Origin of the sequence: Streptomyces albidochromogenes, assembly GCF_005981925.1 — a bacterium.
Taxonomy (GTDB): domain Bacteria; phylum Actinomycetota; class Actinomycetes; order Streptomycetales; family Streptomycetaceae; genus Streptomyces; species Streptomyces albidochromogenes.
Genome location: NZ_VBVX01000092.1, coordinates 1 through 21,653 on the forward strand (window position 1 = coordinate 1; position 21,653 = coordinate 21,653).

18 protein-coding genes and 1 pseudogene are annotated in these 21,653 nt (G+C 72.7%); 6 read left to right on the top strand and 13 right to left on the bottom strand.

The features are described from left to right. Nucleotides 1-157: 157 nt before the first annotated feature. The 9 genes and pseudogenes from E2E34_RS14590 to E2E34_RS36435 all read right to left on the bottom strand — a co-directional run. The gene (locus E2E34_RS14590) at nucleotides 158-2,224 is read right to left on the bottom strand and encodes an iron ABC transporter permease (protein WP_138902343.1); all 2,067 of its coding nucleotides are present in this window, start codon (nucleotides 2,222-2,224) and stop codon (nucleotides 158-160) included. Nucleotides 2,225-2,228: 4 nt separating this feature from the next. Then, entirely contained in the window at nucleotides 2,229-3,209 is a 981-nt protein-coding gene (locus E2E34_RS14595) for an ABC transporter substrate-binding protein (RefSeq protein WP_138902344.1), read from the bottom strand. Further along, the gene (locus tag E2E34_RS14600; protein WP_138902345.1) at nucleotides 3,206-4,066 is read right to left on the bottom strand and encodes an ABC transporter ATP-binding protein; all 861 of its coding nucleotides are present in this window, start codon (nucleotides 4,064-4,066) and stop codon (nucleotides 3,206-3,208) included. Before E2E34_RS14600 ends, E2E34_RS14595 begins: the two co-directional genes overlap by 4 nt. Before the next feature lie 204 nt (nucleotides 4,067-4,270). Continuing rightward, entirely contained in the window at nucleotides 4,271-5,281 is a 1,011-nt protein-coding gene (locus E2E34_RS14605) for a questin oxidase family protein (protein WP_138902346.1), read from the bottom strand. Between the two features lie 87 nt (nucleotides 5,282-5,368). Next, nucleotides 5,369-5,839, bottom strand: coding sequence for a GNAT family N-acetyltransferase (locus tag E2E34_RS14610; protein WP_138902347.1), 471 nt, complete (start codon nucleotides 5,837-5,839; stop codon nucleotides 5,369-5,371). Between the two features lie 67 nt (nucleotides 5,840-5,906). Next, nucleotides 5,907-6,332 carry a nuclear transport factor 2 family protein gene (locus E2E34_RS14615; RefSeq protein WP_138902348.1) on the bottom strand — a complete coding sequence of 142 codons (426 nt, stop codon included), beginning with the start codon at nucleotides 6,330-6,332 and terminating at the stop codon, nucleotides 5,907-5,909. A gap of 126 nt (nucleotides 6,333-6,458) precedes the next feature. After that, complete coding sequence (locus tag E2E34_RS14620; protein ID WP_138902349.1) at nucleotides 6,459-8,576, bottom strand: MMPL family transporter; 2,118 nt, start codon at nucleotides 8,574-8,576, stop codon at nucleotides 6,459-6,461. Nucleotides 8,577-8,731: 155 nt separating this feature from the next. Next, nucleotides 8,732-9,223: a MarR family winged helix-turn-helix transcriptional regulator gene (locus E2E34_RS14625; RefSeq protein ID WP_244315738.1), complete on the bottom strand. Its 492-nt coding sequence runs from the start codon at nucleotides 9,221-9,223 to the stop codon at nucleotides 8,732-8,734. An 80-nt stretch (nucleotides 9,224-9,303) separates the two neighbouring features. Then, a pseudogene (locus E2E34_RS36435) lies at nucleotides 9,304-9,507 on the bottom strand (glycoside hydrolase family 15 protein); the annotation flags it as partial. Nucleotides 9,508-9,631: 124 nt separating this feature from the next. On the opposite strand from E2E34_RS36435, the gene E2E34_RS14630 reads away from it, so the two are divergent. Then, nucleotides 9,632-11,359 (top strand): serine/threonine-protein kinase, encoded by a 1,728-nt coding sequence (locus E2E34_RS14630; protein ID WP_138902350.1) that lies wholly within the window; start codon nucleotides 9,632-9,634, stop codon nucleotides 11,357-11,359. A 196-nt stretch (nucleotides 11,360-11,555) separates the two neighbouring features. Next, on the top strand, nucleotides 11,556-12,809 hold the full coding sequence (locus E2E34_RS14635; protein ID WP_244315740.1) for a cation:proton antiporter: 1,254 nt from the start codon (nucleotides 11,556-11,558) through the stop codon (nucleotides 12,807-12,809). Here the strand turns inward: E2E34_RS14635 and E2E34_RS14640 are convergent. Continuing rightward, nucleotides 12,755-13,666, bottom strand: a complete 912-nt coding sequence (locus E2E34_RS14640) for a DUF2470 domain-containing protein (protein ID WP_244315742.1) — start codon at nucleotides 13,664-13,666, stop codon at nucleotides 12,755-12,757. The genes E2E34_RS14635 and E2E34_RS14640 overlap by 55 nt on opposite strands. Nucleotides 13,667-14,002: 336 nt before the next feature. Between E2E34_RS14640 and E2E34_RS14645 the strand changes: the two genes are divergently transcribed. Continuing rightward, nucleotides 14,003-14,422 carry a CBS domain-containing protein gene (locus E2E34_RS14645; RefSeq protein WP_138902351.1) on the top strand — a complete coding sequence of 140 codons (420 nt, stop codon included), beginning with the start codon at nucleotides 14,003-14,005 and terminating at the stop codon, nucleotides 14,420-14,422. A 225-nt stretch (nucleotides 14,423-14,647) separates the two neighbouring features. On the opposite strand, the gene E2E34_RS14650 is transcribed toward E2E34_RS14645, so the two are convergent. After that, on the bottom strand, nucleotides 14,648-16,789 hold the full coding sequence (locus E2E34_RS14650; protein WP_138902352.1) for an FUSC family protein: 2,142 nt from the start codon (nucleotides 16,787-16,789) through the stop codon (nucleotides 14,648-14,650). Between the two features lie 227 nt (nucleotides 16,790-17,016). Then, on the bottom strand, nucleotides 17,017-17,667 hold the full coding sequence (locus tag E2E34_RS14655; RefSeq protein WP_138902353.1) for an NADPH-dependent F420 reductase: 651 nt from the start codon (nucleotides 17,665-17,667) through the stop codon (nucleotides 17,017-17,019). A 184-nt stretch (nucleotides 17,668-17,851) separates the two neighbouring features. On the opposite strand from E2E34_RS14655, the gene E2E34_RS14660 reads away from it, so the two are divergent. From E2E34_RS14660 to E2E34_RS14670, 3 genes are all read left to right on the top strand, one after another. Beyond that, nucleotides 17,852-18,457: a TetR/AcrR family transcriptional regulator gene (locus E2E34_RS14660; protein ID WP_138902354.1), complete on the top strand. Its 606-nt coding sequence runs from the start codon at nucleotides 17,852-17,854 to the stop codon at nucleotides 18,455-18,457. An 89-nt stretch (nucleotides 18,458-18,546) separates the two neighbouring features. After that, nucleotides 18,547-19,503 carry a DMT family transporter gene (locus E2E34_RS14665; protein ID WP_138902359.1) on the top strand — a complete coding sequence of 319 codons (957 nt, stop codon included), beginning with the start codon at nucleotides 18,547-18,549 and terminating at the stop codon, nucleotides 19,501-19,503. Nucleotides 19,504-19,696: 193 nt separating this feature from the next. After that, nucleotides 19,697-20,929, top strand: a complete 1,233-nt coding sequence (locus E2E34_RS14670) for a SpoIIE family protein phosphatase (protein ID WP_138902355.1) — start codon at nucleotides 19,697-19,699, stop codon at nucleotides 20,927-20,929. Nucleotides 20,930-21,106: 177 nt separating this feature from the next. On the opposite strand, the gene E2E34_RS14675 is transcribed toward E2E34_RS14670, so the two are convergent. Beyond that, nucleotides 21,107-21,583, bottom strand: coding sequence for a nuclear transport factor 2 family protein (locus E2E34_RS14675; protein ID WP_138902356.1), 477 nt, complete (start codon nucleotides 21,581-21,583; stop codon nucleotides 21,107-21,109). Between the last annotated feature and the right edge of the window lie 70 nt (nucleotides 21,584-21,653).

Here is a 21,653-nt window from a genome sequence, read left to right on the forward strand (position 1 = left end):
CCCTGGCCCCGCCCGTGTGCCGCCACACGGGCGGGGCCAGGGTGGGAGATCCCTGCCCGGGGGAGGAAGAGGATCACCGCGGTCACAGCATGGCACTGGTTTCAGCCAGAGGACAGAGGCGTGACTGAAAATGCATAGAGGGAAGAGCGACCGGCCCCTACCGGCGGCCGTGCATGAGCAGATGGAGGAAGTACGGCGTACCGATCACCGCGGTCAGCACTCCGGCGCCCAGCTGGGCCGGAGCGATCACGGTGCGGCCCACCACGTCCGCGGTGCAGACGAGCACGGCGCCCAGAAGCATCGAGACGGGCACCACCCGGGCGTGCTGACGGCCGACCAGGGCCCGCGCCGCGTGCGGCGCCACCAGACCCACGAAGCCGATCGTGCCCGCGGCGGCCACGGCGGCGGCGCTGAGCAGCACGCTCAGTACGAGGAAGCCAAGGCGTCCCCGTGCCAGAGCGAGCCCCAGGAGCCTCGGGGTGTCCTCGTCGAGCGATACGAGGTCCAGCTCGGTGCGCCGCAGCACCGCGACGAGCACGCCCGCGACGAGCACGGCCGCGAGCGGCGCCGCGTCCGGCAGGGTCCTTCCGTACGTGGAACCCGACAGCCACGTGAGGGCCTTCGTCGCGTTGAACGGGTCGGTGAGGACGATGAGCAGGCTGATCAGTGCGGCGGCGCCGGTGGCGACACCGAACCCGACGAGGACGAGCCGGTTCTGCTGGAACCCGCCCCGGGCGGCGAGCCCGAAGACGACGACGGAACTGATCCCGGCGCCCGCGAACGCGGCACCGGCCACGCCCCACGAACCGGCCGCCGGCACCGTCGTCACGAGGAGCACGGCGCCGAGCGCCGCCCCGCCGGAGACGCCCAGGACACCGGGCTCGGCGAGCGGGTTGCGGGTCACGGCCTGCACGAGCGTCCCGGCCAATGCGAGCGCGGCGCCCGCGAGCAGCGCCGCGAGGACCCGGGGGACCCGGGTGTCGAGGACGAAGCCGACGGTCCGGCCCGCCCTGCCCTGGGCCCAGTTCACCACGTCCCCCAGCAGCAGCTTGCTGTCGCCCAGCAGTACGGCGGCGAGGGTGACGCCGACGAGCACGGCGACGAGGGCGGCCGTGGTGGTCAGGAAGACGGCTCTGCTCCTGATCCGGAGCCGGTCGGACGCGGGGGCCTGCGAGCTGTCCCGTACCCGGGTGGCCATCACGACCAGGAACACGGCGCCGACGAGGCTGGTGGCCACGCCCGTCGGTACGGCGACCGCGATGTCCGCCGGCACGACGGCGCGCAGGAGCACGTCCGAGCCGAGGACCAGCCCGGCGCCGACCAGCCCCGCCACCGGAAGAGCGGTGCGCGCCCGGGCGAACGCGCGGACCCTTCGGGCGAGGGGGCGTACGAGGGCGGGGGCGCACAGGCCGACGAAACCGATCGGCCCGGCGAGTGTGACGGCCGCCGCCGAGAGCAGCGCCGCGAGCACGACCCCCGTGATGCGGGTGGCGCGGACCGGGACGCCGAGGCCGCGGGCCGCGTCGTCGCCCAGGGCCAGGGCGTCGACCCGGCGGGCGACGAGCAGCAGACCGACGAGACCGGCGAGGCCGATCGGCGCCACCTGGAGCAGACCGTCGAACCCGCTCTGCGAAATGCTGCCCTGGTTCCACGCGTAGAGGCCCTCCGTCTGCTGGGGGAACAGCAGGAGCAGTCCCTCCGTGACGGCGGTGAGGCCGAGGGTCAGGGCACTGCCGGCGAGGACGAGCCGGACGGTGGCCGCCCCCAGGCCGGACAGCCCGAGCACGACGGCCGCCGCCGCGAGGCCGCCGGCGAAGGCGATGCCGGAGGAGGCGATCAGCGGGAGGGAGACACCGGTGACCGCTGCCAGCCCGAGGGCCAGATAGGAGCCGGCGTTCACCGCGAGCGTGTCGGGTGAGGCGAGTACGTTGCGGCTCACCGCCTGCAGGGCGGCGCCGGCCATGCCGAGTACGGCGCCGACGAACAGCCCCGCGGCCATCCTCGGCAGACGGGAGGCGACGATGACCGACGCGTCGGCGGGGTCGGCCCGGCCGGTGAGCGCCTTCCAGATCTCGGGCGCGCCGACGGCGGCGGTGCCCTGGGTGATGTCGACGACCGCGAGGCCCGCGACGAGGAGGACGAGAGCGGCCGTCACCGCGGCCGTGCCCCGGCGGGACACGGCCTCCGACGGACGGGTGGCGGGAGTTGTCGTGGTGACGGCCATGGTGTTACTTCGTCAGCGCCTTGACGACGGAGTCGATGTACATGCCCATCGACTCGGGTCCGCCGAACATCCAGATGCCGTCGGGCAGCCGGTGCACGTTGCCCTTCTTCACGAACGGCAGCGACTTCCACACGGAGTCCTTCGCCAGGAGGCCGGTGAACGGCGTGCTGTTCTTGTCGCCGTCGTTGCCGACGTAGGCGAACTGCACGTCACCGAGTTTGGTGAGCCCCTCGACATCGGTGGAGGCGAGCCCGTAGCTCTTGTCGCCCTTGACGGTCCAGGCGTTCTTCAGACCGATCTTCTCGCTGACCGCGCCGATGAGCGAACCGCTGGTGTACGGCCTGATCGAGGCCTGGTTGGAGACGACGTAACCGTCGGCGAACGCGTACTTCGCGCCGTCGAGACCGGCGCCGGCGAGGGCCTTCCTGCCCTCGGCGGCCTTCGTCTCGAACTGCTCCTTGAGCTTCTCGCCCTGCTCCGTGGTGCCGGTGGCCTTCGCGATGAGGTCGAGGTTCTCGGTCATCTGCCCAATGGGGTCGGATGCGTCGGCGGCGCGCAGTTCCAGGACCGGGGCGACCTCGCGCAGCTGCTTCAGGGCGGCGGGCGGCGGGTCGCTGGTGGCGACGACGAGGTCCGGGGACAGGGAGGCGATGGTGTCCATGCTCGGCTCGCCGCGCGTGCCGATGTCCTTGGGCGTGCCCGTGAGCGGGACGGCCGTGTTCCAGGTCTTGTACCCCTTGACGTCGGCGACGCCGGCGGGCTCGACGCCCAGCGAGATCAGGCTCTCGACGACGTTCCACTCGGTGCCGACGACCTTCTTGGCGGGACCGTCGAGCTTCACCTTCGCGCCGGACGCGTCGGTGAGGGTGATGCGTTCGGCCGGCTTCTTCTTCGCGTCGTCGGCGGCGGGCTCGGTGGTTCCGCAGGCGGTCAGGGTGAGCGCCGCGGCGGTGGCGGCCGCGGCGGTGAGGAGGAGGCGTCTCATGAGGTGGTGTGGAGCCTTTCGCTTCGCATGTGATGGCGGCCGATCGCGCGGGTGCGCAGCCGGCCTGTGAGGGGGTCGGTGTCGACTTCGATGCGGATGCCGTACGTGTCGGTCAGCCGCTGGGGTGTCAGCACGTCCTCGGGGAGGCCGTCGGCGGTGATCCGGCCGCCGTCGAGCAGGACGATCCGGTTGGCGACTGCCGCGGCCTGGTCGAGGTCGTGCAGGACGACCCCGACGGCGATGCCGTGCTCGTCGGCCAGGTCGCGGACGAGGTCGAGGAGTTCGACCTGGTACCGCAGGTCGAGGTACGTGGTCGGCTCGTCGAGCAGCAGTACGCCGGTCTCCTGCGCGAGGCAGCCGGCGAGCCACACGCGCTGCAGCTGTCCTCCGGAGAGGTGCTCGGCGCCGCGTTCGGCGAGCTCCGTGACGCCCGTCATGGCGAGCGCGCGGTCCACCGCGGCCCGGCCACCGGGGTCCGCTTTGCCCCAGCGGCCGCGGTGCGGGTAGCGGCCGAACTCGACCACGTCGCGTACGGTCAGCCCGCTGGGCGTGGGGCGCCCCTGCGTCAGCAGGGCCACGTGCCGGGAGAACTCACGGGAGGTCAGGGCGAGGCCGTCGGTGTCGCCGTCGATGACGAGCGTGGCGCTCCTGGGGTGCTGCAAGCGGGCCACCGTACGCAGAAGCGTCGACTTTCCGCTGCCGTTCGGCCCCACCAGGACAGTCACTTCACCGGGCCGCAGCGTCAACGACGCGTCGTGCACGACGTCGACGCCGTCGTACGCCACGGTGACGCCCGTGGCCGACAGCTCGTGACCGCGGGGACGTCCGGCCGTGGAGGTCTCTTCGCCAACATTCACGGAGTTAGGTAGCCTAACCTCAGAGTGTCGGGAAGTCGGGGTGCCCTGAGCGCAAGGCGATATCACGCCACTCTTGGCCGCCGAGTACGGTCGTCCCGGGGGCTGCTCCTTTCCGCTCCGAGCAGCGCTTCCGCAGCGGAACCACCGGAACGGGCGCCCGCCGCCCACCGGACATGGCGTGAAACAGCCGCGCCCGACAGCCGGCTAAGCCAGCGGCTCGCTCAGTTCGACGGAGCGCAGCGCTGCCGCCAGGGCGGGTGCGTCACCGATGTCGAGGGCTGTGTCCGTCAACTTGATGACGTGCTCGTCGCCGTGGGCCAGGGCGCGTTCGAAGACCTCTTCGGCGACGAGTGTGCCCGGCGGGGTGCGGGCGACCGGGGTGTCCGGGGCGTACATCGCCGTCACCGCCGCCGAAGCCGTCCACGCGGCCCGCAGGCTGGGGACCCACAGGGCGTGCGGGAGCGCGGGCAGGGTGCGCAGGACCGCGTTGGGAGCAGTGGCCGCGTGGACCAGCATCGTCTCCTCGCCGTGGCCGTGGGTGGCGTACCGGTGGGTGGCCGCGCGCACGAGTTCGGCGAGGCGCCGGTGCGCCTCGTGCGGGTCGGTGACCGCGTCCGCCCACACCGGCAGGCCCCGGACGCGGCCGAGCCGGGCGGGGAAGCCGCCCTCCCGTACGGCGACGGGCCGCACCGCGTCCAGGGCGGCCGCGGCGCTTTCCGCTCCGGGCAGGGGTGAGAGGTCCGCGACGGGGTGGTGCCGGGCCGCCCAGTAACCGAGGCCGTGGGCGAGCTCGGTCAGACGTGGCCCGGTCTCCTCGCCGTCGAGAAGCGTGCGTACGGCATGGCCCACACGGATCACCGGGTGGGTCGATCCGCCGTACATGCCGGGCAGCAGGCGGGGCCACCATTGCGCCAGTACGTCACGCCAAGGGCGCTCGGCCGTCTCGCGGCCGAAGTGGTCGATCCAGTCGGCGGCTCGGCGCGGATCCCCCAGCGCGAGGCGCCAGTTGGCAGCCGTGACCGGTTCGACGCCGGACGGGAAGTCCTCCAGCTTGCGCGTGTACAGATCGAGCCAGCGATGCACCGCCCGTGCCTGCCCGTGCCGGGCCAGGGCCTCGACGGCCATCGGCGCGTGGTTGGTCAGCCGCCCGAGCCGCTCGGGCCCTGAGCCGTGCAGTCGGTGAAGTGCCTCGTCGAGGGTGCCCGTCGTATCCATGACGTGGACCCTAGGCACGACACCGCGGCGACCGTAACCGGCTGAGGGCCTACGACCCGGCCTAGGTCCTGGCCGACAGGGCGAGCCCTAGCGCACGTCCAGCTCCCCGACGGTCTGGTCCCCGCTGGTCTCACCTGTCGGACGGAATCCGAGCCCGAGGTAGAAGCCCTCGGGGCCGTTCGCGCCCGGGTGCCAGGTGGTGGTCAGGCGGGTGCCGCCGCGACGGCGGATCTCTGCGGCAACGGACTCGACCGCGAAGCGACCGTAACCTCGGCCTTGTTCGCCGTCTGCGATGTTGAGACGCCAGAGACCGGAACGGCTGTCGGTGCCTGTGCCGTCGCCCTTCCAGTCGATGTCGAAGAAGGCCATGAGGAAACCGACGGGCCGGTCACCGTCGAGGATGAGGCGCGGCCAGGCTGTGCCGGGATAGACGTACGCCTCGGCCAGAGACTTCACCACGGGCGCGACCAAGTGCTCCTGATCCGGACGAACCCGCAGACCGATCGCGACATCGAAGTTGGCCGGGGTGATCTCCCGCAGAGAGAGTGTGGTCGTCATACGGGAACCCTAAGCCGCCGCTCAGGCCGCGACTCACCCGACCCGGGCGTGCGGCGGACGCGTCAGCTCACTCCGGCGGCGGTGCCGGCGCCGCCGACGTGATGTGGCTGAGCACGCAGCGCCACCGACCGCCCTCGCGTACGAAGACGTCCGTCGTCCACTCGTCGGCGTCGAACCGCCGGCCCCCGTAGTGGGCCGTGTTCGTCGCACGCGCGGTGAATACGGCCGTGTCACCGTGCACCCGGATCCTGGGCCGGCTGATGAATCCCATGGCGGAGTGGGTCAGATCCCCGGAACGGACAAGTGCGAGGAACTCTTCCTTGGTGGTGATGCCCGACTCGGAGACGATCGCCCACTCGTCGGCCATGAAGCGTGCGATCAGCGCGGCATCGTTGGAGACGATCGCCGCCGCCCACTCCGTCGCGACATCGATGAGCTGAGCGTGCGCCCCGTCGTCCGCGGGGTGTTTCGGGAAGGCGGAGCCGGCACCCATGACTCGATCGTAGCCTCGGCCGAGCGGCCCCTCGCTCCGCTCGCCGCCGGACGCGCCGACGAAGGCGACCGTACGGACCGCTGCCGGCCGGGGGATCTCCCGGCCGGCAGCGGCCCCGCCGGGGCGTCAGCCGGTGTGCGTACGCGTCCGCTCGCCCTCCGGCCGGCGGCTCAGGGCTCCGGGCCACCACGCCGCCGGCCCGATGTCCCTGACCAGTGCCGGTACGAGCAGCGACCGGACGACGAGCGTGTCCAGGAGTACTCCGAAAGCGACGATGAAGGCGATCTGGACGAGGAACGCCAGCGGGATGACACCGAGGGCCGCGAACGTCGCGGCGAGTACGACGCCGGCGGAGGTGATGACCCCGCCGGTCGCGGTCAGGCCGCGGAGTACCCCTTGGCGCGTGCCGTGCTTGAGGGATTCCTCGCGGACTCGGGACATGAGGAAGATGTTGTAGTCCACGCCCAGGGCCACCAGGAAGACGAACCCGTAGAGCGGCACGGAGGCGTCGGTGCCGGAGAATCCGAGGACGTGCTGGAAGACCAGCGAGGAAACGCCCAGCGTGGCGAGGAAGTTCAGGGCCACGGTCGCCACCAGGAGAACCGGCATCAGCAGCGATCGGAGCAGCCCGACGAGGATGACCAGGATGATCGCCAGCACGACGGGCACGATGAGCGTGCGGTCGCGACCGGCGGTCCGCTGGGTGTCGTACTGCTGGGCCGTGTAGCCCCCGACCAGGGCGTCCGCCCCGGGCACGGCGTGCACGGCCGCACGAAGCCGCGCGACGGTCTGCTTGGCGGCGTCGCTGTCCGACGCGTCCTCGAGCGTCGCGTCGATCCGCACCCTGCCGTCGACCACGAGAGGTGCCTCGCCGCCCGGCCGCCCGGCCGCCGTGACGGGCAGGGCCCGGGCGACCCCGTCGAGGCTGCCGGCCGCCGCGGTCACCTGCTCCGTCCGGTCGGCGTCGGTGATGATGACGGCGGGACTGCCCGAGCCTGCCGGGAAGTGCTCGCTCAACGTCCGCTGCGCCGCGACGGACGGTGCGTCGTTGACGAAGAGTTCGTCGAGCGGCACACCCTTCGAGGTGAGGGTCGGGGCGAACGCCGCGCACGCGATCAGGCCGGCCAGGGTGAGGGCCCAGACCTTGCGCGGCGCCCGGTCGACGAGGGCGGCGATCCGGGACCAGATGCCCCGGCTCCCGCCGCTGTCGCCGGCGGCTCCGGCCGGCTTCGGACGCGCCGGCCAGAAAGCGCCGCGGCCGAGCAGCACCAGTACGGCCGGGAGGAAGGTGAGGGAGCTGAGCACGGCGCAGACGATGCCGATGGCCCCCACCGGCCCGAGAGCGCGGTTGTTGGTGAGATCGCTGAGCAGCAGGGCGATGAGGCCGAGGGCGACGGTCGCGGCGCTGGCGACGACGGGGCCGGCCGACTCGCGCACCGCGGCCCGCATGGCCGCCATCCGGTCGTCGTGGCGTGCCAGTTCCTCGCGGAAGCGCGCGGTGAGGAGCAGGGCGTAGTCCGTGGCGGCGCCGATGACGAGGATGGACAGAATGCCCTGCACCTGTCCGTCGACGCGCACGACGTCGCGGTCCGCCAGCGCGTACACCACGCCGCACGCGAGGCCCAGTGCGAAGACCGCGCCGGTGATGATGACGAGCGGAAGCAGGACGCTGCGGTAGACCAGCAGCAGGATGACCAGAACCGTGACCAGGGCCACGCCCAGGAGCAGCCCGTCGATGCCCGCGAACGCGTCCGCCAGGTCGGTCTGCCTCGCCGCCGGCCCCGCGACCTGAACGCTGGTGCCGGGTACGCGCGCTGCCGCCCTGTCGACCTCCTCCATCGTTTCGGCGAGCCGCTCGCCGAGGTCCGGGCGCAGCTGGACGACACCCTGCAGAGCCTGCCCGTCCTGCGACGCGACGGCCGGTGACGACCCGACCACCCCGGCCGTGCCGTCCAGCGAGGCCAGCGCACCCGTGGCGGCCTTCCGCTGTCCGGCGTTCACGTCGCCGCCGCCGGTCGCGGTCCAGACGACGATGGCCGGCAGCGTCTCCTCCTGCCGGAAGGCCCTCTGCGCGTCGATGACCTTGGTGGACTCGGCGTTCTGCGGCAGGAAGGCCGCCTGGTCGTTGGTCGCGACCTCGCCGAGCTTGCCGGCGTAGGGGCCGAGGGCGCCACCGACGCCCAGCCAGGCGACGAGGACGACCACGGGCACGAGCCATCGCGCCAGTCGTGCGGAGCTGGACATTGCACTCCAGAGTGAAGGGAAAAGTCTCTCAACGACAAACTATCTCAATCATCAAGGTACTTTGCGGCCGGGGTGTGGGGCGGGGTGTGAAGCGGCCCTCGGGTGCTACTTCGCCGACGCCGGCCGATTCGGATGCGCCGGGGGAGGGGCGAGGCTCAGCGCTCGGGGCGCAGGTGATCCAGTTCTTCGTTCAGCGCGGTGAGGAAGCGCAGCGCCGTCGCCAGCTCGTCGCGGTCGAACTTCTGCTGCGCCCGGGCGGTCGCGGTGGCCAGCGGCATGAAATGACCGCGCGCCGCCGACCTGGCGGCGGGCAGGTAATGCAGGTGTACGACACGGCGGTCGGCGCTCTCTCGTGCCCTGCGGACGTGCCCCGCCCGCTCCAGACGGTCCAGACACGCCGTGACCGCCCCCGACGTGAGGCCGAGGTGTTCGCGCAGCCGCCCCGGGGTGAGCGGTGTCTCCGCGTCCAGGATCGCGGCGAGCGCCTGGACATCGGTGGCGTGCAGGCCCTGGTCGGCCGCGAAGGCGTGCGCGAGCCGGTTGATCTGGCCGTTCATACGGCGCAACTGCACCGCGAACGCGTGCAACGCGCGCCCGTCGGCCTGCTCGGAGGTGTTCGCCGCCTGCTCGTTCTCTGTGCTCGCCACCCGTCAAGCCTATAGAGGCAGCCCTCCGTCACGCCCCCTCGGCGTCCCGGGCCGGGCCCTTCGCGAGCGCCGGGCCGAGTTCACCGCCGCACGGCCTCGCCTGCCTCGTCCAGGGCCGGGGCCGCGTGGATCAGCGCGATGTGGGTGAGCGCCTGGGGAAGTTGCCGAGTGGTTCGCCGGTGGGCCCGATCTCCTCGGTGAACAGGGCCGACATGGTTGGCGTACGAGAGCATCCTGTCGAAGCCGTACCGAGTCGGCGCGACCCGCCCCGCGCGCGAGCGCGCAGGCCCGCGGGGCGGCACTCGGCAAGATCCGTCCCCGCACCCCACGCCCCCGCGCGACCTGCGTGACGCGCCTACCCGAAGGGCGATACCGGCAGTGGGCGGGCTGCTCGTAAGCTGACCCGCTATGAACACCAAGGAGGCCGGTAGACGGCTGATAGACGGCCGGTTCGAACTGCTCGGCAGACTGGGCAGCGGCGGCATGGGCACCGTGTGGCGGGCCCGCGACATCGTGCTGCACCGCGAAGTGGCACTGAAGGAAGTACGGTCGCCCGACCCCGCGGCGGCGGAGGCGGACCCCGCCCGGGCGCGCATGCTCAGTGAGCGCGTACTGCGAGAGGCGCGGGCCCTCGCCCGGCTCGCCCATCCCCATGTGGTCACCATCCATCACATCGTGGACACGTCCGACGGCCCCCACCCGTGGATCGTCATGGAGCTGGTCCCGGGGCAGTCCCTGCACGAGCGCCTGGCCCAGGGCCCGTTGAGCGTCGCGGAAGCACTGGTCGTCGGCCGGGGCGTGCTGTCCGCCCTGCGCGCCGCCCACGGCGCGGGCATCCACCACCGGGACGTGAAGCCGGCCAACGTCCTTCTGCGGCCCGACGGCAGCCCCGTCCTCACCGACTTCGGCATCGCCGTACTGCGCGAGTCGACCAGCCTGACCGCCACCGGCGACCTCATCGGCTCGCCCGAGTACATCGCACCCGAGCGCATCCGCGGCGAGGAGGGCAACCCGGCCTCCGACCTGTGGTCCCTCGGCATGCTGCTCTACACCGCTCTGGAGGGATGGCACCCGCTGCGGCGCGAGACCAGCCTGTCGACCCTCGTCGCGGTCCTCGACGAGCCGGTCCCCCCGCCCGTGCGGTCCGGACCGCTCACCCCGGTGCTCACGGCCCTGCTCACCCGGGACGCCGCCGCACGGCCGGACGCGGCGCGGCTGGAGCAGCTGTTCACCGACGCGGCGCGCGGCGCCGACGCCTTCCACCCGACGTCCGCGCTGCGGCGCGCACAGCCCGCCGTGCCCCAGGCGGACACCGCGCACGACGTACCGGCGCCGCGGTCCGCACCACCGTGGCCGTCGGGCCCTCCTGCCTCGGCTGCCGCCCCGCCGTCCGGTTTCGGCCCTCCGCCGCTTCCGGGGACCGTGCCCGGGCTGTCGTCGCCCCACGGCTCGCCGCGGCCACGACGCGGGCGGTGGGCGGTGCCGGCGCTGACCGCCGCGGCGCTGGTGGCGGCGGTGGCGCTGGTGAGCGCCCTGCCTCTCGACAGCGGTCTGTTCGGCGCGAACCGGAAGGAGAATCCCGCCTCGACGACGGGTGCCACTGGCGGCAAGGACAGCCCGAAACCCGCACAGTCGAAGGACACCGAGCAGTCGACGCGGGCCTCACTGCCGCCGTCCAAGCAGACGAAGAACCTCCTGACGCCCAAGAGCGTGCGCGAGGCGATCACCGCACTCAAGGCCGAGACACGGACGACGAAGTTCTTCGAGTTCACGGTCTACAAGGAGTACGCGATCGCCAATGTCCCCGTCCCGGGCAGCCGGACGAAGTACGACCGCTTCGTGTACCGGAACGGCTACGCGGCCAAGGAAGGCCCCGGCGGCACCGTCATCGGCGGGGACGACACCCCGATCGACATCAGCAAGGTCGACTGGGACAAGCTGCCGGCCCTCTTCCAGAAGGCCGACCAGGAGCTCGGCATCCCCGAACCGACCATGCGGTACGTCGTCCTGCGCGGCCCGGTCTTCGAGAGCGTGCCCACCGTCAACATCTACTTCATCGACGAGTACAGCTCAACCGGGTACCTCACGGCCGACTTCGACGGGGCGGTGCTGAACATCTACGCAGCCGACGGCTGACCTCCCTCGGCGGCAGTTCGGGCATCGGCAGAGCGGCACCACGGGACGACCGCGGCGGCTCTGCCGCGACCGACGACCGCCGTGCGGGAGGGGCGGACCGCCGCCGGGAGCACCCCGGTCGCAACTGCCCGCTTACCGGCGTGCTCCGCGCCGCATAGCGGACATCCCGCTCTAAGCTGCGCGTACACAGGGAAAGGTGCCCAGCCGGAAAGCGCGGGATCTCATGCTTGCCGTCACCGTCATCGCGGGCATCCTGTTCGTCTGGGCCGTCCTCTCGCACCGGCTGGCGCGCTGGAGTGTCACCGCCCCGATCGCCATGATGGCGGCCGGTATCGCCATGACCAGCGGTTCGGATCCCCCGCTGCGCTTCGACTTCGACACGGCCGGCTTCGAACACGCGGTGGAGGTCGTACTGGCGCTGCTCCTCTTCGTCGACGCCACCGAAGTCCCCGGGGGCGTCATCCGCCGCGAGAAGGGGATCGTCGCGCGCCTGCTCGGCGGTGCGCTGCCCCTGACCCTGTGCCTCGCTTTCCTGACCGCGTACGCCTTCTTCCCCGATCAGCCCGGGTGGATCCTGGCCGTCCTCGCGACCGTCGTCGTCCCCCTGGACCTGGCCCCCACTGCGGCCGTCGTACGGGACAAGCGGATCCCGGCCCGGCTGCGCGACGTGCTCAACGTGGAAGGCGGCCTGAACGACGGAATCCTCTCGCCCGTGTTCCTCCTGTGCCTGGCCGCCGCGGTCGAGTCACGCACCAGGAGCGCCGATTATGCGGAAGCACTGCTGGACGCGGTCGCGTCGGCGGCCTGGGCCGTCGCTGTCGGCTCCGTCATCGGTTACGTGGCCGGGTGGCTGCTGCGCAGGTCCTGGGCGAGCGGCTGGGCGCAACACGCGGCGACGAGGCTCGGCGTACTGACCGTCCCCGTGGCCGCCTACACGCTCTCGTCGGCACTCGGAGGCAACGGCTTCGTCGCGTCCTTCGTCGCGGGCGTCTGCATCGCGCCCGCCATGCGCCACCTCCCGGGGGACGCGGTGCGGATGACGGACGATCTGGTCGCCCTGATGTGCCTCGCGTTGTGGTTCGTGTTCGGGCAGACCGTGAACGAGGTGTTCTGGGACGGGTTCCACCTCTCCGTGATCCTGTACGCGCTCGTCTCCGTCGTCCTGGTGCGCGCGATCCCCGTGCTGCTCATGCTCAGGGGCACGGGGCTGCCGCCGCACGACAAGCTGTTCCTGGGCTGGATGGGGCCGAGAGGCGTGACATCGATCGTCTTCGGACTCCTCGCGGCGGTCGAGCTGCCCGCGCAGAGCGCCGACTTCATCGCCCGCGTGATGGTGATGACCGTGACGCTCAGCATCCTGCTGCACGGGCTGAGCGCCGAACCGCTCGGCCGCGCCTACGCCCGCCGCACGGGCTCCCGGACGGACGATCCGGCCCGGCCGGGAACCTGACCGACGGCATCACCGCGCGGCGGCGGGGTGTACAGAGCCGCTGCCAGGGGAGCGGCCCGGATGATCGCTGCCACCCGGTCCCTGGTCGCGGCGGCCGGCTCCGGCTCGTGGGGGGCCGGTGCGGTCACGGCCGGCTCGGTGAGCCGTGCCGCCGGCAGCAGGCCCGTGCGGCCGCGAGCAGTTCCTGGATACGGCCGCCGGCTTGTGCGGCGTCGGACAGGGGGGGCGGTGAAGGGCAGCCGCACGTCGTGGTGCGTGTGGGTGTGTTCGAGTCGCAACGTCAGCCCGTACCGGTCGAGTGACACCGGGAGGACGCGCCGCACCCCCTGCACGAGCCGTGGGTCCGCGAGCCGGGTCAGCAGGGCGACGACGTCGCTGTGGCCGTCGACCAGGTGGGTGAGCATGTCGGCCTCGTAGGCGGCGAGGGGATCGGCGCTGGAGAGGGTGAGTTCGTCGAGGCCGACGGTCGCCGTTCCCGCCGCCGTTTCGAGTTCGGCGTGCGCGAAGTCCAGACGCAGTGCGATGCCGGGCTCCCGGGTCTCCCCGCCGGCCGGGGCCAACCAGCCGGTGAGCGTCACGCGGGCGCGCACCCGGTCGCGTACCGCCGCGGGTGCGATGTCGGTGAACTTCAGCACCGCGCCGACGACCCCGCGTGGCGCCAGGGCGACTTCGGCGGCCAGCGCGCCGTCGTCCGGCACCCGCAGCAGGAGCCGCCCTCTGTCGTCCAGGCTGTGCCGGCCGGTCAACTCGCAGGACTGTCCGGCCGTGACGACCGTCAGCGATCCCGCGGCGGCCACCACGGTACGGACCCGCTCACCGTTGGCCGGCTGCGCCGCGCACACGTCCGAAACACCCATCGAGCCACCCTCCAGGTTAAGTAAGGCATGCCTCACCTAATGTGCGGTGGATCTCGGTGTCCACCCCGGCGTACTGGACCGCCGTACGAGCCCGTGCCCCTGCGCGAGGCGATGTGGTGGCATCCGGTGCACACGTCCTCTGCGGCGGCACAGGCGCCCCGGCATGCGACCCGGCCCCCGTCCAGGGTGGCTGCGGCAACAAGGTGAGCCGCGCGAGCCATCGGAGCGCAAAGCGGGGACGGGCGCGTGGGGTGAACGGGGTGGCGGGTACAGCCAGCTCGCGCGGCCGGCAGGCCGGCGCGACCGACGCGTGTCCCGAAACCCTGGAGACCTGTGATGGACAGGAAAGTGCGTGAAGTGATGACCGCCGCGCCCGTGACGGTGGGGCCGCAGACCTCTGTCGCCGAGGTGGCCCGCGTCATGCGCGACGAGGGCATCGGCGCGGTGCTGGTCGCCGAGGGCGACGAACTGCGGGGCCTGGTCACCGACCGGGACCTGGCGGTGCGCATCGTGGCCCGGGAAGGCGACATCGCGGACTACAGCGCGGCCGATGCCTGCAGCGACGAGCTGATCACTGTCTCGCTCGACGACGACCTCGACCTGGCGGTCTCCTTGATGCGCCGGCACGCCGTACGACGTCTGCCCGTCGTGGAGGACGGCCTGCCGGTCGGCATCGTGTCCCTGGGCGACCTGGCCGTCGCAGGCGACACCGATTCCGCCCTCGCGGACATCAGCGCCGCCGACCCCAGCCAGTGACCGGCGAGTTCCGCGCGGACCGGTAGCGGTGCGGCAGCCGTCGCCGGCCGGTCACGGGGTCACTGGAACCAGCGGCGGGGGCATCGTCGAAACGTTCGGGACCCCGGAGTCGGAAGACGTGAACGTGACCGATGTGCAGCGCAAGCCGGCACCGGACGGGCCCGCGTCCTGACCGGTTCGCACAGGAGGTGAGCCGGAGGGTGGTGGTCCGGGTGGGGATGCCCCTCAACTCCGGTCCCCCGGACCCGTTAGCCGACCAGCACCAGCACCAGTGCTGTCACCGCCCACGGCCTCGAGTTCCGCCGCCAGCGCGTGCAGCCAGACCTCCAGGTCGACCAGGAGGGGCAGCGCCTCGGGTGCGACCTGATGCGCGATGTCCGACGGCAGAGGCGCGAGCCGGACGCGGACTCCGTCCGCCGGGAGGTCCGCGGCCCGGACGGTCGCCGCCTCCGCTTCCGCCGCGGCCTCCCGGACCCAGCGCAGCGCGGCGGGAGGGAAGCCCGGCGCGCCGTCCGCCGGCGGCAACCAGTACGCACCGACCAGCAGACGCGAACCGTAGTTGAGTGCGGCGAGCCAGTCGGGTCCGGTCTCGGCCGTACGGGAGACGGGTTCCGCGCGGTACTGCGCGTACGCCGCCTCCGCGATGCGCAGCCGGTGCAGAGCCGCCCACAGCGTCCCCGCGGCGACCTCCCGCCGGGGCCCGGGAGCACCGTGACCGGCCGTGGCGTCGGCGGTGGCCCGCACCACAGGTGCGGCGGCCCGGAACAACGCTCCCATGCTGCGGCGGATCTCCGCCCGCGCGCCGGACGGCCAGGCGAGCAGGCCGCACACCAGACCGACCGTGCTGCCGGTCAGCACATCGACGAGCCGGGCCTCCGCCAAGCGCCAGGTCACGGGGCTGATCTGGGCGAACGCCGTGGAGACCACCAGCGTGAACAGCCCCTGCGCCCACGCCGGCCCGCCGACGGGCCCCACCGAGAAGGCCACCAGCATCGTCGGCACCAGCAGGTACGCGTACACCTCGGTGGCATCACCCGCCCCGATGAGAACGACGCCCGCAGCGACCGCGCCGACCAGTGTGCCCACGGCGGCCGAGCGGACGGCGGACCACGTGGCGCCCGCCGTCGTACGCCCCAGTGTCAGTACGGTCAGCAGGACCCAGAAGCCGTGCGACAGGTCGAGCGAACCCGCCACCAGGCGGGCGAGCGCGAGACCGAGCGCCGTACGGACGGCGTTCTGGAAGACGACGGAGTACGGGGTGAGGTTTCCCTTGATCCGGAGGAACCACAGGCGCACGGCCGAGGTCCGGGCGTACCAGAACTGCTCATGGGGCAGCCCGGGCACCGAGCGGCGGCCACCGGTCGCCAAGGCGGCGGCCGCGCGCAGGGTCACTGCCGACACCGCGACCGTCAGCACCGTCGACTGCCGCCGCAGGAACCCGTGCGGGGAGTCCCCGTGCCCGTCCGGGGCTGTGCCGCGCGCGGCCAGGAACTGGGCGGTCATCTCCTCCATCCGCTCGGAACCGGAGGCAGGGCGCTCGCCGCGCAGGATGCCCGCCGTCCCGGCGCACGTCGCCGCGATGCCGCGAAGCAGCGTCTCGGAAGCCAGGTCGGCCGGTGCGGGGGAGAGTTCGGTGAGGGCGGCGAGCTGGTCCAGCAGGCGGCGCGTCGCGGAACCCGCCTGAGCCAGCGCACGGTCCGTCAGGCCCGCCCCGGTGGGCCGGGAACCGGCCAGCTGCTGTGAGAAGCGCAGGTCGCGACCGGCCGCCCGCAGGCGCGCGGACAGGCCCCGGTCGGCGGCCTCGGCCCGGACCAGGCGGCCCGCCGCACCGGCCGCGAGGTCCAGGGCATCGGCGATCCGGCCGCGGTACGAGGGCTGCGCCGGCTGTGCGAGCAGCAACAGCTCGCACAGGACCGTCAACGTCGCGCCGATGGCCAGCCCCGCCAACCGGTCCGGCAGGGTGCCGGGCGCGTACGGCGGGAAGCAGGCGAGGATGTAGAAGAGCTGGAGTCCGGGGACGGTGCCCTTCAGCCGCGGAGCGCACGCCGCGCCGAAGGTCAGGACGAACCCCATGAGGAGCATGCCGGTGGCGGCCGACCAGGTCGTCACCGCGAGGACGGTGCCGAGGACGATCAGCAAGGCGGCGGCCGCCACGGCGCGCAGTACGGTGCCCGCGCGCCGGCGGCCGGACCCCGGGAGCGGCGACAGGACACCGAACGCGATGGGCGTGAACAGGGCGTAGACGGCGAGGACCGGCCGGTCCAGCAGGTACGCCGCGGGGTAGAAACCGGCCACCGACGCCACCGTGACGCGCACCGCTCGCCGGCCGGCACCGAGGGACTCGGCCAGCGAGGGCAGCTTCGGCATGAGCGTTCCTCTCCGGCGCCCGCCGGGGGCTTGTCCCGTCACCACGGTGTTCCGCGGGGCGACACATCATGCCGGGCCGCGGCCCCGGGAGGCCCACGCCGCACCCGCGTCCCCTGCGGGACCGCCCGACCGGCCCAGGGGCGGCCCCCCACCGGCATATCGGTTGCGGACATCGGCGGGGGCGCCGCGCACCGGTGACCGCTGCGCGGTGCCCCGGCTTCCGTCGGTCAGGCCGGCTCGGACGGCAGGGCCCGGGCGGGGGAGCGGGTGACCACCTTGATGTTGAAGGTGTGGGAGCCCAGCCCGTTCGCGATGCCCATGAACAGCAGGGCGAAGTGCTCCTGTCCTCGTGCGGTGGTGATGCCGCCGATGTCGAGCTGGGACGACGGGGGCCAGCCGAGGTCGGTGAGCAGTCGGCCGGTGGTCCGTTTGGCTTCGGCGTCGTCGCCGGACAGGAAGACGGTGCTGGGGCCGTCGAGGCTCTCCGGCGCGGTCATCGCGGTGGAGTCCATGGTGCACAGCGTCTTGACGACGGGAGTCAGCGGGAAGGCGTCCTGGATCTGTTCACCCAGGCTGCTGTTGGGGTGCGAGAGCTCGGCGAAGTCGTCGGAGAGACCGACCCCGACATCGATCAGCAAGGTGCCTGCCAGCGCCGGTGCCCCGACGGAGTGCAGCAGCTCCACGGACACAGCCCCCGGGGTGGCGTTGACCAGTACCTCCGCGTGAGCGGCTGTCTCGTCGAGGCCCGCCACCGGGAGGCCGAGGTCTGTCCGCTCCCGCGGCCGGCGGGAACCGAGGAGTACGTCGTGTCCTGCGGCGCGCCAGCCGTGGGCCAGTGCTCGGGCGACGTTGCCGGTGCCAAGAAGTCCTATACGCATGGTGCGACGCTAACGGCCGTGGGTGTTCGACGAATCGGCCCACCGACCCGGCTGCGGCGGCACCAAAGACGTAGTCCGATGGTCCCGGCCGCCGGGGGGGCCACGCCGCGTCTTACGGCTCCGGTTTCGCCAGTCCCGCCGCTCAGCTAGTCTAGGTAGACCTACCTACCTAGTTTGGACTGTGATGAGCGAGACCGGTGTGCACACGGCGGAGCGCGGGAGGCGGCGTCCGGCCCGGGAGCGACTGCTGGCCGCGGCGGCCCGTCGCTTCTACGCCGACGGTGTGGCGGCGACCGGCATCGACACGATCACCGCCGAGGCCGGCGTGGCGAAGATGAGTCTCTACAACAACTTCTCCTCCAAGGCCGACCTGGTGCGGGCCTACCTCGACGCCCGGCACGAGGAGTGGCTCGGCCTGTACCGCGCACGGCTGGAACGGGCCCAGGGCCCGCGCGACGGCGTCCTGGCCGTTTTCGACGCGTACGCCGACCACGCGGCATTCGCGTACGAGCACGGCTTCCGCGGCTGCGGCCTGCTCAACGCCGCCGCCGAGCTTCCGGCCGGAGACGAAGGCCGGGCTGTCGTCCGCGCCCACAAGGAGCAGGTCGAGCGGCTCATCGCCGGCCACCTGGAACACCTGCTGCCCGAACGCCCCGACGCGGCACGCGCGACGGCCGAGCACCTCGCCTTCCTCCTGGAGGGCGCGATGGCCCGCGCCGGACTGGAAGGCGACGGAGACCGCCTCCAGCACGCCCGCTCGATGGCGACAACTCTGCTGGAGCGGCTGTGAAGCGGTCCACCGGACACGACCGGTCCGCAGGAGCAGGAGCAGGAGCAGGAGCAGGAGCAGGAGCAGGAGCAGGGCTGGGGGCAGTGTGCGTGCTGGCGGCCTCCGTTCTGTGGGGTACGACGGGTACGGCCGCCACGTTCGCCCCGGACGTGGGCCCTCTCGCCATCGCCGCCGTCGCCATGGGCCTGGGCGGGCTCCTCCAAGCCCTCGTCGCCGCCCCGCAGATCGCACACCACGTACCCCGCCTCCGCGCCCAGCCCGGCACGGTGCTGCTCGGCGCGTTCGCGGTCGCCGTGTACCCCCTCGCGTTCTACAGCTCCATGCACCTGGCCGGGGTCGCCGTGGGCACCGTGGTGTCGATCGGTACCGCCCCCCTCGTCTCAGCCCTGATCGAGCGCGTCGTGGACCGCCGACGGCTCACGCGCCGCTGGACATGGGCGGCCGCCCTCGGCCTGCTCGGCACGATCCTCCTGTGCGTCGCGGAAGCCGCTCACGCCTCCGGCGGCGGGGGACGCGCCTCGGCTGCCGCGACCCTGCTCGGCATCGGCCTCGGACTCGTCGCCGCCACGACCTACGCCCTGTATTCCTGGGCCGCGCACCGGCTCATCACCCGCCGGGTTCCGTCCCGTGCGGCCATGGGTGCCGTCTTCGGGCTCGGCGGACTGCTCCTCCTGCCCGTCCTGCTGGCGACCGGCGCCCCGCTCGTCGGCTCCTGGTCCAACGCGGCCGTGGGCACCTACATGGCGCTCGTCCCCATGTTCGCCGGTTACGTCCTGTTCGGCTGGGGGCTCGCGCGCGTGCCCGCGAGTACGGCCACCACGCTCTCCCTGCTCGAACCGGCGGTCGCGGCCGTGCTCGCCGTCCTGGTCGTCGGCGAACGCCTCCCCGCCGCCGGCTGGACCGGCATCGCCCTCGTCGTCGCCTGCCTCGCAGTCCTCACCGCCCCCACCACGTCCGCCCGCTGCCGGCTTCAGCGGCCTTTGGACCCGGTCGCGGGCGATGCCGACGCGCCGCGAGTCGAGTTGGCGCGGCCCGAGGCGACGTAGAGCGCTCACGCGGGAGTGCCGGTCGTTCTCCACGGTCCGCTGTCCCGGGACGCCATGGCGCCACGGGAGCTGGTCGGCCTCGGCCGGGAGGCAGGCGCCTGGCTGAGCAGGGCGGGCTTCCGTGGCGTTCAATGACTCGTAGGGGTAGCGCGCCCGCATGCGGCGGGGGAGATCGGAGAGCAAGGCGGACGGTATGGATCAGCCGGCAGAGGGGGAAGAACAGCAGCGGGACCTGTTCTCGGCACTGCTGGAGTACAGCGCCGAGGACCTGTACGAGCATGCGCCGTGCGGGTACCTCTCCACGCTGCTGGACGGCACCATCGCGAAGATCAACACGACTCTGCTGGACTGGCTCGGCTACGAACGCGACGACCTGGTCGGCCGCAGAACGTTCTCCGACCTGCTCACCGTGGGCGGCCGCCTCTACCACGAGACCCACTTCGCCCCGCTCCTGCGGATGCAGGGCGAGATCCACGGCATCGCCCTCGAACTGAAGGCCGCCGACGGCAGCCGCCTTCCGGTCCTGGTGACCTCCACGGTCAGGGCGGGCAGCGACGGCCTGCCCCTGCTGATCCGCACCACCGTCTTCGACGCCCGCGACCGCCGCGCCTACGAAACCGAGCTGCTCCGCGCCCGCCAGGAATCCGAGCGGGAACGCGAACGCCTCGTACGTCTGAACACCACCCTGCAGAGGACGCTGCTGCCACCCGCCCTGGCCAACGTGCCCGGCCTGGACGTCACCGCGCACTACCACATCGCCTCGCCGGACGAGGTCGGCGGCGACTTCTACGACCTGTTCCCCCTCGCCTCCGGCACCTGGGGGTTCTTCCTCGGCGACGTGTGCGGCAAGGGCGCGGCCGCGGCCGCCGTCACCTCCCTGGCCCGCTACACACTGCGCGCCGCCGCCGTCTACGACCCGGACCCGGCCGCCGTCCTCACCAACCTCAACACGGTGATGAACCACGAGTACGCCGGCGACGACCCGCGCTTCTGCACCGTCATCTTCGGCCTGCTCACTCCCGACGGCGACGCGGGCGGCTTCCGCGTCACCCTGGCCAGCGGCGGCCACCCGCCGGCGCTGCTGATGCGCGCCGACGGCCATGTCGACTACCTGACCACCCCCGGGGGCCAGCTCATCGGCGTCCTGCCCGACGCGCACATCGCCACCACCACCATCCGCCTCGACCCGGGCGACACCCTGCTCCTGCACACCGACGGCCTCACCGAAGCACACTCCGCCGGCGCCGGCGGACGCTACGGCGACGAGGCGTTTCTGGAGTTCGCCCAATCGCTCGCCCCCACGACCGCGGACGGTGCTGTGGCCGCGATCCGCGAGCTGCTCGACACCTTCGGCACCGGCGTGGACGACGACACCGCCGTCCTGGCCCTGAACGTGCCCCGGCCCGCCCATGAGGGGCACACGTGACCCGCCAGTCGGCCGTCGAGCTCCGCACCACCCCGCCGGCCCGGTCGCCGGACCGGCGCGAGCCCTGAACCTGAGCGTCGGCAGCGGGCTGCCCCCAGGCGCGGACGACGCGGCCGTACGGGCCCAGCAGCGTGCGGGCAGCCCAGCGCGGAGACCAGGTCCCGGCCGTCCGCGCCCTCAAGGGGCGCAGGCCTCAGCGATGGACAGGCTGTTCTCGTAGAGGTGGTGCCGGGTGATGCGGCCGTCCTCGACGGTGAGGCGCAGCGCGAACGGGCCCGCGAAGGACTTCCCCGTCGCCCGTACGGTCCCCGAGACCTGTCCCATCAGGACAGCGTCGGTGCCGTCGACGAGGAAGGTGTCGACGCGGGCGCGCGCCTCCCCGGGCACGGTGTACTCCAGCAACTCCGCGGACTGCGCGGCGCATTCGGCGGCGGTGGAGCGCGGACGGATCCACGGCACTGCGGGGTTCTCGGCGAGCAGCCAGTCGACCTCGTCGGCGAACAGCGCTACCAGCCGCCCGGCGTCCCCGGCCATTCGTGCGGCCAGGAACTCCTGCACCACGGCCCGGGTGGCCTCGGCGACGGGCTTCGCGGCCGTGGCGGAACCCACCGTTGTGGCCGAACTCGTCGCGGCAGGGGTGGGGGTGGCTGACATAGCGATCTCCTCGCAGCTGCGGCCGGATTCCGGCGGGGTTGGCGTCGATGTGCTCGATACTGCCCGGGGG

Coding starts and splice junctions, on each gene's coding strand:
- E2E34_RS14650 (WP_138902352.1), bottom strand. CDS start 16,789: ATGCCGAAGCTGCCCTCGCTGGCCGAGTCCCTCGGTGCCGGCCGGCGA.
- E2E34_RS14610 (WP_138902347.1), bottom strand. CDS start 5,839: ATGACGACCACACTCTCTCTGCGGGAGATCACCCCGGCCAACTTCGAT.
- E2E34_RS14655 (WP_138902353.1), bottom strand. CDS start 17,667: ATGCGTATAGGACTTCTTGGCACCGGCAACGTCGCCCGAGCACTGGCC.
- E2E34_RS14630 (WP_138902350.1), top strand. CDS start 9,632: ATGAACACCAAGGAGGCCGGTAGACGGCTGATAGACGGCCGGTTCGAA.
- E2E34_RS14645 (WP_138902351.1), top strand. CDS start 14,003: ATGGACAGGAAAGTGCGTGAAGTGATGACCGCCGCGCCCGTGACGGTG.
- E2E34_RS14615 (WP_138902348.1), bottom strand. CDS start 6,332: ATGGGTGCCGGCTCCGCCTTCCCGAAACACCCCGCGGACGACGGGGCG.
- E2E34_RS14640 (WP_244315742.1), bottom strand. CDS start 13,666: ATGGGTGTTTCGGACGTGTGCGCGGCGCAGCCGGCCAACGGTGAGCGG.
- E2E34_RS14660 (WP_138902354.1), top strand. CDS start 17,852: ATGAGCGAGACCGGTGTGCACACGGCGGAGCGCGGGAGGCGGCGTCCG.
- E2E34_RS14620 (WP_138902349.1), bottom strand. CDS start 8,576: ATGTCCAGCTCCGCACGACTGGCGCGATGGCTCGTGCCCGTGGTCGTC.
- E2E34_RS14605 (WP_138902346.1), bottom strand. CDS start 5,281: ATGGATACGACGGGCACCCTCGACGAGGCACTTCACCGACTGCACGGC.
- E2E34_RS14595 (WP_138902344.1), bottom strand. CDS start 3,209: ATGAGACGCCTCCTCCTCACCGCCGCGGCCGCCACCGCCGCGGCGCTC.
- E2E34_RS14670 (WP_138902355.1), top strand. CDS start 19,697: ATGGATCAGCCGGCAGAGGGGGAAGAACAGCAGCGGGACCTGTTCTCG.
- E2E34_RS14590 (WP_138902343.1), bottom strand. CDS start 2,224: ATGGCCGTCACCACGACAACTCCCGCCACCCGTCCGTCGGAGGCCGTG.
- E2E34_RS14675 (WP_138902356.1), bottom strand. CDS start 21,583: ATGTCAGCCACCCCCACCCCTGCCGCGACGAGTTCGGCCACAACGGTG.